Source organism: Achromobacter sp. (assembly GCF_032113835.1).
In the GTDB taxonomy this organism is placed as follows: Bacteria; Pseudomonadota; Gammaproteobacteria; order Burkholderiales; family Burkholderiaceae_B; genus Achromobacter.
The window spans coordinates 1-14,558 of sequence record NZ_DAMCTG010000115.1; the positions used below are offsets into that span (position 1 = coordinate 1).

Below are 14,558 nucleotides of genomic sequence, written 5' to 3' on the forward strand. Positions count from 1 at the left end.
TACCCGCTTCGATGTAGAAGCGTTCGCCGGTCCACCAGCGGAACATCGGGATGGCGCTGAACTGCCAGACGTGACCCGGCGAACGCGAGCCGTCGGCTTGCCAGTACGACGCGCCGAATTCGGGCGTGAGGTCCAGACGACCCCAGTTGCCGCCGAATTGATAGGTCCAGAGCGAGGCAGTCTCGTAGTTCAGGGTCAGGCGCTTGTAGTGGTCGCCAATGCCATAGTGCAGGCTCACGCCGCCCTGGGTGCCCTCGGACGATTGGGCGCTAGCAAAGGTGGCAACCCCTGCCAGGGCAAGGCCGGCAAGGCGCGTCAGCATTTTCTTCTTCGTCGACTGCATGGGATCAACTCCATCTATTTCTGAACTAACGGGGAACATTAGCAAAATCCGGCCCACGACGCTTTGCGCATGTCGCAATATGGCAACAAAGCGTCATGGAAAAGACTGTTTCGAAAATCGCCGGATTCATGCTCGTGAAATTGCGATAGGCGGCTGGAGCAAGTCTCGTGCCCAAGGTCCAGCCCCATCGCGGAAAAACAAAATGCCGCCAGGCGCTCGAAGCTGCCGGCGGCATCTTTTTCTGACGCCGGGGCCGCCGGCATGCGGCAGCCCCGGATTCATACAGCATGATCAGGCGGTGACCACGTCCGCCGGCTGGTTGTTCAGCAGCGCCAGCAGGCGGGCGATTTCCTCGCGCAATTGGCGGCGGTCGACGACCATGTCGATCGCGCCCTTCTGCAGCAGGAATTCCGCGCGCTGGAAACCTTCGGGCAGCTTTTCACGCACGGTCTGTTCGATCACGCGCGGACCGGCAAAGCCGATCAAGGCCTTGGGCTCGGCAATGACCACGTCGCCCATGAAGGCAAAGCTGGCCGACACGCCGCCCATGGTGGGATCGGTCAGCACGCTGATGAACGGCAGGCCGGCCGCCGACAGGCGGGTCAGCATGGCGTTGGTCTTGGCCATCTGCATGAGCGACAGCAGGCTTTCCTGCATGCGCGCGCCGCCCGAGGCGGCAACGCAGATGAACGGGGTCTTGTTGTCCAGGGCCGCTTGGGCGCCGCGCGCAAAGCGCTCGCCCACCACCGAGCCCATCGAGCCGCCCATGAATTCGAATTCGAAGCAGGCCAGCGTGGCAGGCACGCCGCGGATCGAGCCGCTCATGACGACCAGCGCGTCGCTTTCGCCCGTGGCCTTGACGGCCTCTTGCAGACGCTCGGGATACTTGCGCGTGTCCTTGAACTTCAGGGTGTCGACCGAACGCGTGTTCTGGCCGATTTCAACGCGGCCTTCCATGTCGAGCAGCGAATCGATGCGGGCGCGAGCCCCGATCCGCATGTGGTGGTCGCACTTGGGGCAGACGTGGAGGTTGGCTGCCAGGTCTTCGCTATACAGCACCGATTCGCACGACGGGCATTTCACCCAAAGGCCTTCGGGCACGCGGCGGGCGCCGCTGTCGCTGGTTTTGTTGATGCGAGGCGGCAGGAGTTTATCGATCCAGCTCATTGAGTATTCATCCCGTTTGAGATCGCGACCCGGCCGCTCAGGCCGACGCGTTCTCTCGTTTTACTTGATCCAGCGCCTGCCGGATGGTGCGCAGCCAGCCGCTGGCGGCGGCGACTGCGGCGTCGGTTTGCTGAGCAACCGGTGCGTTGGCGACCGCCTGCTCCATGGTTTCAATCAGTTTGCTGCCGATGACCACCGCATCGGCGGCGCGCGCCACGCGCTGTGCGCTTTCGGCGTCGCGGATGCCGAAGCCCACGCCGACCGGGATGTCGCGCACGTGGCGGCGAATCACGGCCACGCGGTCGGCGACGTCGTCGGTGTTCAGCGAGCCCGCACCCGTCACGCCCTTGAGCGACACGTAGTACACATAGCCGCGCGCAACGGCCGCGACGGCCTTCATGCGTTCTTCAGTGGAGGTGGGCGCCAACAGGAAGATGGGCGCAATGCCGTGTTCGCCCAGGGTGGCGGCGAATTCGATGACTTCTTCGGGCGGGTAGTCCACGACCAGCACGCCGTCCACGCCGGCCTTCGCGGCACGGCTGGCGAATTCCGCCTGACCCATGCGTTCGATGGGATTGGCGTAGCCCATCAGGACCACGGGCGTCGCGGTGTCGCGCTGGCGGAAGTCGGCCACCAGTTCCAGCACGCGGGCCAGGCCCACGCCCTGCGCGATGGCGCGGTCGGCGGCGCGCTGGATGACCGGGCCGTCGGCCATGGGGTCCGAAAACGGCACGCCCAGTTCGATGACGTCGGCGCCGGCCTCGACCAGCGCGTGCATCAGCGGCACCGTGGCGGCGGGGGAAGGATCGCCGGCGGCGATGTAGGGAATCAGGGCCGCGGCGCGGCCGGATTCTGCGGTGCGCGCGAAAGCCGCGGCAATGCGATCGGTGCGGGTTGTCATGTTCAGAGCTCGATGCCGGCGCGCTCGGCGACGGTGTGCATGTCTTTGTCGCCGCGGCCAGACAGATTGACCAGGATGACGGCGTCGCGCGGCAGCGTGGCAGCCATCTTGACGGCCTGGGCGATGGCGTGCGACGACTCCAGCGCGGGCATGATGCCCTCGATGCGGCAGCAGTCGTGGAAGGCCTTCAGGGCTTCGTCGTCGGTGATGCCGACGTACTCAGCGCGGCCCGAATCCTTGAGCCAGGCGTGTTCCGGACCGACGCCGGGGTAATCCAGGCCGGCCGAGACGGAATGCGTTTCCTGGACCTGGCCGTCGGCGTTCTGCATGACGTAGGTGCGGTTGCCGTGCAGCACGCCCACCTGGCCCGCGGCCAGCGATGCGGCGTGCTTGCCGCTGTCCATGCCCTCGCCCGCCGCCTCGACGCCGATCAGGCGCACGTTTTCGTAGGGGATATAGGGATGGAAGATGCCCATGGCATTGGAGCCGCCGCCCACCGCCGCCACGACGTAGTCGGGCTGGCGGCCGATGGCCTCGGGCATCTGCGTCAGGCATTCGTTGCCGATGACGGTCTGGAAGTCGCGCACCATGCGGGGATAGGGGTCGGGACCCGCCACCGTGCCGATGATGTAGAACGTGTTTTCGATGTTGGTGACCCAGTCGCGCATGGCTTCGTTCAGCGCGTCCTTCAGGGTGCGCGAGCCGGAGTTCACGGGCACCACCGTGGCGCCCAGGAGCTTCATGCGGTAGACGTTGGAGGCCTGGCGGCGCACGTCTTCGCTGCCCATGTACACCACGCATTCCATGCCGTAGCGGGCCGCGACCGTGGCGGTGGCCACGCCGTGCTGGCCCGCGCCCGTTTCGGCGATGACGCGCGGCTTGCCCATGCGCTTGGCCAGGAGAGCCTGGCCGATGCAGTTGTTGACCTTGTGCGCGCCGGTGTGGTTCAGGTCTTCGCGCTTGAACCAGATCTGGGCGCCGCCCACGAGTTCCGACCAGCGCCGGGCATGGTAGACCGGGCTGGGCCGGCCCACGAAATGCTTGAGCTCGTAGTTGAATTCTTCGAGGAAGGCGGGATCGACCCGGTAACGGTCGTAGGACGCGCGCAGCTCGTCGAGCGCGTGCATCAGCGTTTCCGCCACGAAAACACCGCCATAAGGCCCGAAATGGCCCTTGGCATCCGGAAAGTCGTAAGGTTTCACCACAGCATCTCCCCCGGGATCGCGGCAGGCCACTGCCGGCCGCAAATCCGGTTTGCAACCCGGCATTTTACCTGACGCGGACGGCACCGGCGTGCCGCCCGCCCCCGGGCGCCCCGCTCGTCAGAGCGACTGCCCCATGCGGCGCAGGAAGGTTTCGCACGCCGCCATCTGGTCCAGGGCCACATATTCGTTGGGCTTGTGGGCCTGTTCGATGTGGCCGGGGCCGCAGACGACAGTGGGGATGCCGATGCCCTGGAACAACCCGGCTTCGGTGCCGTACGCCACCTTGCGGGTGGCGCGGTCTTCGGTCAGGGCGCGCACGAGCTGGGTGATGGCGGCTTCTTCCGAGGCCTCCAGGGCGGGCGCGGCGGCGCCGGTCTCGATTTCGATGCTGGCGCCGTCGAATTCGGCCTTCATCTTCGGCAGCAGCTCTTCGCGCACGTATTTTTCGACTTCCGCCTGGATGTCGTCGGGACGCATGCCCGGCAGGTTGCGGAATTCGTAGGTGAATTCGCACAGCTCGGGAATGGTGTTGACCGCGATGCCGCCCCGGATCTGGTTGGTGGTCATCGTGGAGAACGGCACGTCGTAGAACTGGTCGTAGGGGCCGTTGGCCTTGAAGCTGTCGGCCAGGTCGCGGATACGGCAGATCAGGCGGGCGGCGTATTCGATGGCGTTGCAGCCGCGCGGGGTGAGCGACGAGTGGGCCGCCTTGCCATGCACCTTGCAGCGGAAGAGATTGATCCCCTTGTGGGCCACCACCACCTGCATGCCGGTGGGTTCGCCCACCACGCAGCCCTCGGGGCGGATGCCGCGCTCGTGCAGATCGGCCAGCATGTAGGGCGCGCCCGCGCAGCCGACTTCCTCGTCGTAGGAGAACGCCAGGTGGATGGGCTTCTTGCGCGGCATGGCCATGAATTCGGGCACCAGCGCCAGCGATCCGGCGATGAAGCCCTTCATGTCGCAGGCGCCGCGGCCGTAGAGCAGGCCGTCTTTTTCGATGAGTTTGAACGGGTCCGAGCCCCAGTCCTGGCCGTCCACCGGCACCACGTCGGTGTGGCCCGACAGGACGATGCCGCCCTGCTGGTTGCCGTCCTGCGCGGGCAGCGTGGCGAACAGGTTGGCCTTGGTGCGCTCGGGGTTGTGCGCCAGCCATGCGTCGACGCCCTGACCCTTGAGCCAGTCACGGACGGTTTCGATCAGGGCAAGATTGGAATTGCGGCTGGTGGTGTCAAAACCAACCAGCGTTTCCAGCCAGGTGCGCGCGTTCATGTCACTACTCTCGTGGGGAAAAGACGCAGTGTAAAGCCAGGCGGCGGCCGCGTCCCGGACGACCGCCTTCTGAACGACCGCTTTTTGGACAACCCGCAAGACGGCCGGAGCGGCACCGCCTAGAATGTCGCCCGGAAATTAAAAGCCCCCAAGGAGATCCCGTGCAGCACAAAGCAGTCCCCACACGCAACATCGTGGCAGCGGTAATAGGCAACGCGCTCGAATGGTATGACTTCCTGGTGTTCGCGTTCATGACGCCGATCATCGCCAAACTGTTCTTTCCCACCGACCCCAGCGTCCCCGGCAGCGAACTGAACGCCATCCTGATGACCACCGCCATCTTCGGCGTGGGCTTCTTCATGCGCCCGGTGGGCGGCATCATCCTGGGCCTGTACGGCGACCGCAAGGGCCGCAAGGCCGCCATGGTGCTGGTGACCTCGCTGATGGCCGTGTCCATCGCGCTGATCACGGTGGCCCCGACCTACCACGCGGCCGGCATCCTGGCCCCGATCTTCATCCTGATCGCGCGCCTCTTGCAAGGCTTCTCGGCCGGCGGCGAGTTCGGCACGTCGACGGCGCTGCTGATCGAAATGGCGCCCAACGGCAAGCGCGGCTTCTATGGCTCGTGGCAGATGGCGGGCCAGATGCTGGCCCTCCTGATCGGCGCGGCCTGCGGCACGCTCATCACCGAGTTCTTCACCGAGCAGCAGATTGCCGACTGGGCGTGGCGCCTGCCGTTCGCCTTCGGCCTGGTGATTGTGCCGATCGCCATCTATATCCGCCGCAACGTCGACGAAACGGACGCCTTCAAGCAGATGAAGGAAGCCGACCGCCAGGCCGCCGAACGCGGCGAGGTCAAGCGCCTGTCGCTGGGCCAGATGCTGCGCACCCACACCCGCGAAACGCTGATCGGCGTGGGTCTCGTGGTGACGGCCACGGTGTCGATCTACATCACCTTCACGTATCTGGTCACGTATTCGACCAAGGTGCTGATGCTGCCGCTGAACCAGACCTTCCTGGTGCAGATGGCCGGCGCGGCGCTGATGGTGGTGCTGACCCCGTTCATGGGCGCATGGTCCGATCGCATCGGCCGCCGTCCGCTCGTGATCAGCTCGCTGATCGGCTACCTGATCGTGCTGTATCCGCTGTATTTCTGGCTGTCGGACGCGCCGTCGATCGGCCGCCTGCTGACCGTGCAGGTCGTGGTCTGCATTTTCGTGTCGGCGTTCTTCGGCGTGTTCAGCACGGTGATGGCCGAGCTGTTCCCGGCGCGCGTGCGTTCCGTGGGCCTGTCCCTGGCGTACAACGTGGCCGTGATGATCTTCGGCGGGTTCGCGCAGTTCATCGTGACCTGGCTGATCAAGACCACCGGCTCGCCCATGGCGCCCGCGTACTACGTGATGTTTGGCGTGGCGCTGGGCCTGGTCGCCGCGTTCTACATGCGCGATCGTGCGCATGAAGAACTGGAGGACTGAGGCCTGAACCGCCGCGCGCCGCCTGTCTGGACCTGACGCCAGCGGCGGCCACGGCGGCGAATGATCCGGCAGCGGTCCTCGCTGCCGGAGGCTGCGCCTAACGGCGCGTTGCCGACGACACGCCCTGCACTTCAGCCAGGGCGTCCAGCGCGCGCGACAGCGATTCGCCGCCGCGCACTTCCACCGTGAACACCATGTGAGCCAGCGACTGCTTGCTTTGCGTGTTCACGCCCACGACGTTCAGGCGTAGACGCGCAAACACTTCGGACAGGTCGCGCAAGAGGCCCGAGCGGTCGTGCGCGCGCACGCTGATGTCCACCGGATAGAAGGTGTCGGCCGTTTCGCCCCACGCCACTTCGATGACGCGCTCGGGCTCGCGCGCGGCCAGCGCCAGATAGCTGTGGCAATCGCGGCGATGGATCGACACGCCGCGCCCCCGCGTCACGAAGCCGGAGATCGCATCCGGCGGCGCCGGGCGGCAGCAACGGGCAAGTTGTGTCAGCAGCGACCCCACTCCCACCACCAGCACGCCGCTCTTGCCGCTTTTCTCGGCGCTGCCGGCGCTGGCGTGCCGCAGCGCCGCCGGCGTGGGCTCGACCGCGGGCGCCGGCTGCTGGAACACCGCGTCGATCTGCCGCAGGCTGAATTCTTCCTTGGCGGCGGCAACGTAAAGGTCGTCGGCCCGCGCGAAGCCCAGGTTCTGGGCCAGCTGTTCCAGATTGATGGCCGTCTTGCCCAGGCGCTGCAATTCCTTTTCGACAAGCGCCTGCCCTTGCGTGATGCGCTGCTGCAGTTCAATCGCGTTGAACCACATGCGCACCTTGGCGCGGGCGCGCGGGCTGGCCAGAAAGCCGAGCTGGGGATTGAGCCAGTCGCGCGACGGGCCGCCGGACTTGGCGGAGATGATCTCCACGGTCTGGCCGGTGGACAGATGCGTCTGCAGCGGCACCATCTGCCCATCGACGCGCGCGCCGCGGCAGCGGTGGCCCAGGTCGGTATGCAGGTGATAGGCGAAATCCACCGGCGTGGCGCCGGCGGGCAGCTCGATCACGCGCGCCTGGGGCGTCAGCACGTAGATGCGATCGTCGGTATGCGCGGGGGCCGTCACCGCGCCGCGGCTCTTGCCTCCGGCGGCCCGGCCCGAGGCGGGCTTGGCCGGTTCGGGCGGCGAGGCTTCGCTCCCCTCGACATCGCTGTTCCAGGCCAGCAACTGGCGCATCCACGCAAGCTGCCGGTCGTATTCGCTGGAGGCGGCCACTTGCCCGCCCTTGGCGCCCGCTTCCTTGTAGCGCCAATGCGCGGCCATCCCGTATTCGGCGAACTGATGCATCTCGCGCGTGCGGATCTGCACTTCGAAGGGACGGCCATCGTCGTCGGCCACCACCGTGTGCAGCGACCGGTAGCCGTTGGGCTTGGGACGCGAGATGTAGTCGTCGAACTCGTCGGACAGCGGCGTCCACATCTCGTGCACCATGCCCAGCGCCGTGTAGCAGGCACGCACGTCGTCGACGATGACGCGCAGCGCCCGCAGGTCGTACATCTGCGAGAAATCCAGGCGCTTGACGCGCATCTTGTTCCAGATGCTGTAGATGTGCTTGGGCCGGCCGCTGACCTCGGCGTCGATGCCGCTCTTGGCAAGCGCCTGCTGCAGACGCGTGATGGCGCCGGCGATGAAGGCCTCGCGCTCGACCCGCTTTTCTTCGAGGAGGCGGGCGATGTGCTTGTATTTTTCGGGCTCGAGAAAGCGGAAGGACAGGTCTTCCATTTCCCACTTGATCTGCCAGATGCCCAACCGGTTGGCGAGCGGGGCGTACAGGTCCAGGGTTTCACGGGCAAAGCTGGGCGAGCACGGGGCCTTGCTTTCGGCGTGCCAGCGCAGCGTGCGCAGCCGGGACGCCAGGCGCATCAGCACGATGCGCAGGTCGGCCGCCATGGCCAGCAGCATCTTGCGCTGCATTTCCTTTTGCGACCCGCTTTCGGCCGAGGCATCGCTGGCCTGCCGGGCCACCACGCCCAGGCGCAGCAACGCGTAGGCGCCCTGCACCAGCCGCGCGATTTCCGCGCCGAAGGCGACGGCGATGGGGTCGTTGCGCAACGAGGGCGCGGGGGCCATCAGGTCGGTGGGCAGCGCGGCCAGCAGGGCGGCGGCGCGCGTGGCGGCATCGGTGTGCAAGGCCGCCAGGATACGGACGACGCCGGCGGCGTGGCCGGCCAGCGGCTCGCCCGTCAGGGCGTTCTGGCCCTGGAAGCGAGGCTCGGCCCAGCAGGCAACCCGGTCCAGCAATGCCAGGCCTTCGGCATCCAGGCCCGCCCCGGCCTCCTGCCGCCAGGAAGCGTCAAATGGCGAAGGCGCATCGAGAACGGGCGGGGCGGACATGACGGGGCGTAGCGAAGGTATCGGGTTGAATATTTCGACACTCTACACTAGGGTTCATTCACCCTGAACACACTGCCGCATCCCGGCATATGGAAGGAACCAAAGCTTATGTTGCGCTGGCTGAAGGGCCGCGGCGCCCGCCCATCCGAGGTCGCCGAGATGCAGGCCCGCATCCCGCCCGAACTCTGGCGGCAGGTGCTGGACACCTACCCGTTTCTGGCGGTGCTGACCGAAAGCGAAGCCACCCAGTTGCAGGCGCGCGCCGCGTGGCTGCTCGCCAGCAAGACGATCAATGGCGCGCAGGGGCTGGAGGTCTCGGACTTCATGCGGCTGTCCATCGCCGCGCAGGCCTGCCTGCCCATCCTGAATCTCACGCCCGAGCTGTACGAGGGCTGGGACGAGATCATCGTGTATCCCGCCAGCTTCCGCATCCCTCGGACGCGCGAGGACGAGGACGGCGTGGTCCACGAATACATCGAGGACGCCGCGGGCGAAGCCTGGGAAGGCGGGCCGCTGGTCCTGTCGTGGGAAGACACGCAGCTGTCCGAGGGCGGCTTCAACGTGGTGATCCACGAGTTCGCCCACAAACTGGACTTGCGCTCGGGCTTTGCGGACGGCATGCCGTCGCTGTCGGCGCATCCCGACATCAAGCCGCGCGCGTGGCGCCAGGTGCTGGACGACAGCCTGGACCGCTTCATCGCGGCGGTCGACGCCGTGGAAGCGGCGATACCGCACGACGTGGATCCCGAGAGCGAGGAAGCGGACGCCTGGTACGGCCAGTTGCCGTTGGATCCCTACGCCGCCACGGACGAAGGCGAGTTCTTTGCGGTCAGTTCGGAACACTTCTTTGTGGATCCCCTTCCGATGCAGCAGGCCCTGCCCGAGTGGTATGCCATGCTGCGGGCCTATTACCGGCAGGATCCGTTGGAGCGATACGCATGAAGCAGTTGCTGATCGTCTGGCATTCGCGCACCGGCGCGGCCGAGCAGATGGCGCAGGCCGCGGCACGCGGTGCGGCGGCGGCGGCCGCTGCCCTGGAGCAGCCGGACGATCTACGCATCGAACTGCGGCGCGCGCAGGACGCCGATGCCGACGTCCTGCTGGCCAGCCAGGGGTTTCTCTTCTGCGCCCCCGAGAACCTTGCCAGCCTGAGCGGCGAGATGAAGGAATTCTTCGACCGCAATTACTACGCGGTCCTGGACCGCATCCAGGGACTGCCCTATGCCGCCCTGATCAGCGCGGGCAGCGACGGCTCGGGCGCGGCCCGGCAGGTGGAACGCATCTGCACCGGCTGGCGGCTGACGGCGGTGGCGCCGGCCGTCATCGTGAATATGGGCGCGCAGACGGCGGCGCAGATTCTGGCAGCCAAGATTGTGCCGAATGCGGATCTGGTGCGCTGCGAGGAACTGGGCGGCCTGCTGGCGGGGATGATGCTGATGGGCGCATGAGGCGGGTGGCGTCTGTTGTCGGGTGTCTGACACCCGCTGAAAAGCCGCTAAAGCCTGACGATCATCTCCCTTGGGTGTCAGACACCCGACAACAGACGCAGCCTCTCAATGGGTGTCAGACATCTGCATTGCTGGGTGTCTGACACCCTGGCGAGATGGTCTTCAGACCGTAGCGGCGCTTCAAAGGGTGTCAGACACCCACTCAGCGCCAGCCCACAAAAAAGCCCTCGGCTCACGCCTGAGGGCTTTTTCACAAGGCCAGCCGAAGCCGGCCCTGACCGTGCATCAAAGCGCAGCCGTCACCACGATCTCGACCTTGTAGTCGGGGTTGGCGAGGCGGGCTTCGACGGTGGCGCGGGGGGGCGAGTTGCCGTCGGCGACCCAGGCGTCCCAGGCCTTGTTCATGCCGTCGAATTCCTTCATGTTGGCCACGTAGATCTGGGCCATCAGGATCTTGGTCTTGTCGGTGCCGGCTTCGGCCAGCAGGCGGTCGATCGTGGCGAGCACTTGCTCGGTCTGGCCGGTGATGTCCAGCGTGGCATCGTCCGGCACCTGGCCTGCCAGGTAGGCAACGCCGTTGTACACGGCCATGTCCGACAGACGCTTGGTCACGTGAAAGCGCTTGATGCTGCTCATGAGAATTCCCCTAGAGTCGAGTGGTTTGGTTGGAACTGGGCAAAACTGCCCGCGTGCGGCGCGCGGGCGTCGTCAGGCGGGCGGCAATTGAAAAACCTGGCGCAGATAGGCCAGGTAGGCGGGATCGTCGCACATCGTCTTCTCGGGCGCATCCGACACCTTGGCCACCGGCTGGCCGTTGCAGCGGACCATCTTCATGACGATCTGCAGCGGTTCGTGCCCGAGGTCGTTGGTGAGGTTGGTGCCGATGCCGAAGGACACCTTGCAGCGGCCCGAGAACTGGCGCGCCAGCTCGATGGCGCGCGGGAAGGTCAGCGAATCCGAGAACACCAGCGTCTTGGCGCGCGGATCCACGCGGTTCTTGCGGTAATGCTCGAGCAGGCGCTCGCCCCAGATGAAGGGATCGCCTGAATCATGGCGCGCGCCGTCAAAGAGCTTGCAGAAATACATGTCGAAGTCGCGCAGGAACGCATCCATGCCGTAGACGTCGGACAGCGCGATGCCGAGGTCGCCGCGGTACTCCTTGGCCCACACTTCCAGCGCGAACACCTGCGAATCGCGCAGGCGCGGACCGAGCGCCTGGCAGGCCTGCAGGTATTCGTGGCCCATGGTGCCCAGCGGCAGCACGTCGTGCTCCTTGGCAAGCAGCACGTTGCTGGATCCCGCGAAGTGCGGCCCCATCTCGGCTTTCAGGGTGGTGACGATCTCTTCGTGCCAGGCCTTGGAGAAGCGGCGCCGCGTGCCGTATTCGGCCACGCGGAAGTCGGCCAGCGCGGGATCGTCCAACACGAGGTGCATCTTGGACTGCAGGCGCTTGCGGCCTTCTTCCCAGTCCGGATGCTTGCGCGTGTTGCGGAAATAGACCTCATTGACGATGGCCAGCACGGGGATCTCGAACAGGATCGTGTGCAGCCACGGACCCTTGACCTCGATGCTGATCTCGCCGGGTCCCTCGCCTTCGCTGATGTGGATGCAGCGCTCGGGCATGTGGAACAGACGAAGGAAATCAACGAAGTCGCTTTTGATAAAGCGCAAGTTGCCCAGATATTTAAGTTCGTCGTCCGTGAAGCGCAATTGGCAAAGCTGATGCACTTCCTGGCGGATTTCGTCCATATAGGGGCGCAAATCCACGCCTTTCGTACGGCATTTGTACCGGTACTCGACCTGAGCAGCGGGGAAATGATGCAGCACCACTTGCATCATGCTGAATTTATACAGGTCGGTGTCGAGCAGCGAAGTAATAATCATGATTGCGCGTTTCGTTTCGCGACACCATAGCATGAAGAACAGGGGCTTCGGCACGAAGTGCCACGCTGTCAATACGGGTATTGCCGACACATCCGCGCGGCATTGGGTAAAATCCGCCTATTAAGACACATCTGCCGCCGAGCCCCGGAGTTCCTGAATGACCCACGTAGTCACCGAAAACTGTATCAAGTGCAAGTACACCGATTGCGTCGACGTGTGCCCGGTGGACTGTTTTCGTGAGGGTCCGAACTTCCTCGTGATCGACCCGGACGAATGCATCGACTGCGCGGTCTGCATCCCCGAATGCCCCGCCAACGCGATCTACGCCGAAGAAGACGTGCCGCAGGACCAACTCAATTTCATCGCGCTGAATGCCGAACTCTCTCCGGAGTTCGCCAGCATCAGCCGTGCCAAGAAGCCCCTGCCCGACGCCGACGAATGGAACGGCAAGCAGGACAAGCTGCAATACCTGGAAAAGTAATCCACGGGCGCCGGCCAGACCGGCGCTTTCGTGCGATGTCCCGATGACCGACGACTCCAAATACACGCGCCAGACCATCACCAGCGTCCACACCTGGGTGCCGGACAAACTGTTCTCCGTGCGCGTGACGCGGGACGAGGCCTTCACCTTCCTGCCAGGCCAGTTTGCCCGGGTCGGCCTGCCCGGCGCCGAAGATCCCGACGGTCCGCCCACGATCTGGCGCGCCTACTCCATGGTGTCGGCGCCGCATGAGCCGGGGCTGGAGTTCTATTCCATCGTCGTTCCCGAAGGCCTGTTCAGCCCGCGCATGGCGCGTCTGCAGCCCGGCGACGCGCTCTATGTCGAAAAGGCGCCCTACGGCTTTCTGACGCTGGAACGCTTTGCGCCCGGCGGCGACCTGTGGCTGCTTGCCTCGGGCACCGGCCTGTCGGCCTACCTGTCCATCCTGCGCGACCCCGCCGTCTGGCGCGCCTACAACCGCATCATCCTGGTGCACGGCGTGCGCACCGCCGCCGAACTCGCCTACCGCGACGAAATCGACGCCTGGCGCCGCGATCCGGCCCTGGCCGATGTCTTTGCCGCCGACCCCGGCAAGCTCGTCTACCTGCCCATCGCCACCCGCGAAGCTGTGCCTGGCATGCCCCAGGAGCGCATCACCACGCTGATCGCCGACGGCCGCCTGGAGCAACTGGCCGGCCAGCCGCTGGATCCCGAGACCGCCAAGGTCATGCTGTGCGGCAACCCCGCCATGCTGGCCGAGGCACGCAAATTGCTGGGTGAGCGTGGGTTCAAGCCCGGGCGCCGCGGCATTCCGGGCAACCTGGCGGTCGAAAACTACTGGTGATCCGCCACCGCGTGGCGTAGTCCGAAAATCCGCCATTTGGTATCACCGCAAGGCATTAACGCGGCCCTAAACTGGTGCGTAACACATGACGGGTCGCTTTTTAGCAACAAAACAGGGCAGTTTGCCGGACATTCTTCAGGCTGATTGGAAATATCGTTACGCCCCGGAGCAATAATCGGGGCACACGCTCGACCCAGAAGGACTTCCCCGAAATGCTGTACCAATTGCACGAAATGCAGCGCGCTTTCCTGACTCCGTTCGCTGCATTCACGGATGCCGGTTCTCAGCTGTTCTCCAGCCCCTACAGCCCGCTCGCCTACACCCCGATTTCCCGCCAGATGGCCGCCGGGTATGAGCTGATGACCCGTATCGGCAAGGAATACCAGAAGCCTGCCTGGAATCTGCCCACCACCCAGATCGCCGGCAAGTCCGTCCGCGTGATCGAAGGCGTGGCCCTGGACAAGCCGTTCTGCCGCCTGGTTCACTTCCAGCGCGACGTGCGCCTGGCCGGCAAGAATGATCCCAAGGTGCTGCTGGTCGCCCCGCTGTCCGGGCACCACGCCACCCTGCTGCGCGACACCGTGCGCGCCCTGCTGCCCAACCACGACGTCTATGTCACCGACTGGGTCGACGCGCGCATGGTGCCGCTGGCGGCCGGTCCGTTCCATCTGAACGACTACGTGCGCTACGTGCAGGACTTCATCCGCCATCTGGGCCCGGACGTGCACGTCATTTCCGTCTGTCAGCCCACGGTGCCGGTGCTGGCCGCCGTGTCCCTGATGGCGTCCGCCAACGATCCCTGCCAGCCGCGCAGCATGGTGATGATGGGCGGCCCCATCGACCCGCGCCAGTCGCCCACGCAGGTCAATCGCCTGGCCACCACCAAACCCTATTCGTGGTTCGAGAATCAGGTGATCCATCCCGTGCCGCCCCGCTATCCGGGCGCCGGCCGCCGGGTCTATCCGGGGTTCCTGCAGCATGCGGGGTTCATGGCCATGAATCCGGACCGCCACATGAAGTCGCACTACGACTTCTACCTGGACCTGCTGCGTGGCGACGACAGCGACGCGGAAGCGCACCGCCGCTTCTACGACGAATACAACGCCGTGCTGGACATGCCGGCCGAGTTCTACCTGGACACGATCCGCATGGTGTTCCAGGACT

The 14,558-nt window shown here is 65.5% G+C and carries 13 protein-coding genes and 1 pseudogene; 6 read left to right on the forward strand and 8 right to left on the reverse strand.

The features are described from left to right. From RT697_RS24855 to argE, 5 genes and pseudogenes are all read right to left on the reverse strand, one after another. Nucleotides 1-343 (reverse strand): annotated as a pseudogene (locus RT697_RS24855) (acyloxyacyl hydrolase); the annotation flags it as partial. Nucleotides 344-634: 291 nt separating this feature from the next. Continuing rightward, nucleotides 635-1,510: an acetyl-CoA carboxylase, carboxyltransferase subunit beta gene (gene accD, locus RT697_RS24860; protein WP_056568103.1), complete on the reverse strand. Its 876-nt coding sequence runs from the start codon at nucleotides 1,508-1,510 to the stop codon at nucleotides 635-637. Between the two features lie 37 nt (nucleotides 1,511-1,547). Continuing rightward, the gene (gene trpA / locus RT697_RS24865; protein ID WP_313702340.1) at nucleotides 1,548-2,411 is read right to left on the reverse strand and encodes a tryptophan synthase subunit alpha; all 864 of its coding nucleotides are present in this window, start codon (nucleotides 2,409-2,411) and stop codon (nucleotides 1,548-1,550) included. A gap of 2 nt (nucleotides 2,412-2,413) precedes the next feature. Beyond that, nucleotides 2,414-3,613: a tryptophan synthase subunit beta gene (gene trpB / locus RT697_RS24870; RefSeq protein ID WP_313702341.1), complete on the reverse strand. Its 1,200-nt coding sequence runs from the start codon at nucleotides 3,611-3,613 to the stop codon at nucleotides 2,414-2,416. A 120-nt stretch (nucleotides 3,614-3,733) separates the two neighbouring features. Next, the gene (argE, locus tag RT697_RS24875) at nucleotides 3,734-4,885 is read right to left on the reverse strand and encodes an acetylornithine deacetylase (RefSeq protein WP_313702342.1); all 1,152 of its coding nucleotides are present in this window, start codon (nucleotides 4,883-4,885) and stop codon (nucleotides 3,734-3,736) included. A gap of 161 nt (nucleotides 4,886-5,046) precedes the next feature. On the opposite strand from argE, the gene RT697_RS24880 reads away from it, so the two are divergent. Next, entirely contained in the window at nucleotides 5,047-6,360 is a 1,314-nt protein-coding gene (locus RT697_RS24880) for an MFS transporter (RefSeq protein WP_313702343.1), read from the forward strand. Between the two features lie 97 nt (nucleotides 6,361-6,457). On the opposite strand, the gene RT697_RS24885 is transcribed toward RT697_RS24880, so the two are convergent. After that, entirely contained in the window at nucleotides 6,458-8,737 is a 2,280-nt protein-coding gene (locus RT697_RS24885; protein WP_313702344.1) for a bifunctional (p)ppGpp synthetase/guanosine-3',5'-bis(diphosphate) 3'-pyrophosphohydrolase, read from the reverse strand. 108 nt (nucleotides 8,738-8,845) lie between these two features. On the opposite strand from RT697_RS24885, the gene RT697_RS24890 reads away from it, so the two are divergent. Together RT697_RS24890 and RT697_RS24895 are read left to right on the forward strand one after the other, a co-directional pair. After that, entirely contained in the window at nucleotides 8,846-9,679 is an 834-nt protein-coding gene (locus RT697_RS24890; RefSeq protein ID WP_313702345.1) for a zinc-dependent peptidase, read from the forward strand. Further along, entirely contained in the window at nucleotides 9,676-10,185 is a 510-nt protein-coding gene (locus tag RT697_RS24895; protein ID WP_313702346.1) for an NAD(P)H-dependent oxidoreductase, read from the forward strand. The genes RT697_RS24890 and RT697_RS24895 overlap by 4 nt, the downstream gene beginning before the upstream one ends. Before the next feature lie 285 nt (nucleotides 10,186-10,470). On the opposite strand, the gene RT697_RS24900 is transcribed toward RT697_RS24895, so the two are convergent. Both RT697_RS24900 and pncB read right to left on the reverse strand, forming a co-directional pair. Further along, nucleotides 10,471-10,821: a RidA family protein gene (locus RT697_RS24900; protein WP_056321843.1), complete on the reverse strand. Its 351-nt coding sequence runs from the start codon at nucleotides 10,819-10,821 to the stop codon at nucleotides 10,471-10,473. A gap of 72 nt (nucleotides 10,822-10,893) precedes the next feature. After that, a complete protein-coding gene (gene pncB / locus RT697_RS24905; RefSeq protein ID WP_175122977.1) occupies nucleotides 10,894-12,069 on the reverse strand; it encodes a nicotinate phosphoribosyltransferase in 1,176 nt (391 codons plus the stop codon). A 157-nt stretch (nucleotides 12,070-12,226) separates the two neighbouring features. On the opposite strand from pncB, the gene fdxA reads away from it, so the two are divergent. From fdxA to RT697_RS24920, 3 genes are all read left to right on the forward strand, one after another. Next, the gene (gene fdxA / locus RT697_RS24910; RefSeq protein ID WP_006389264.1) at nucleotides 12,227-12,550 is read left to right on the forward strand and encodes a ferredoxin FdxA; all 324 of its coding nucleotides are present in this window, start codon (nucleotides 12,227-12,229) and stop codon (nucleotides 12,548-12,550) included. A gap of 43 nt (nucleotides 12,551-12,593) precedes the next feature. Next, nucleotides 12,594-13,394 carry a ferredoxin--NADP reductase gene (locus tag RT697_RS24915; protein WP_313702347.1) on the forward strand — a complete coding sequence of 267 codons (801 nt, stop codon included), beginning with the start codon at nucleotides 12,594-12,596 and terminating at the stop codon, nucleotides 13,392-13,394. Nucleotides 13,395-13,606: 212 nt separating this feature from the next. Beyond that, nucleotides 13,607-14,558, forward strand: a 952-nt coding sequence (locus RT697_RS24920) for a polyhydroxyalkanoate depolymerase (protein ID WP_313702348.1), incomplete at its 3' end; no start/stop codon positions are given.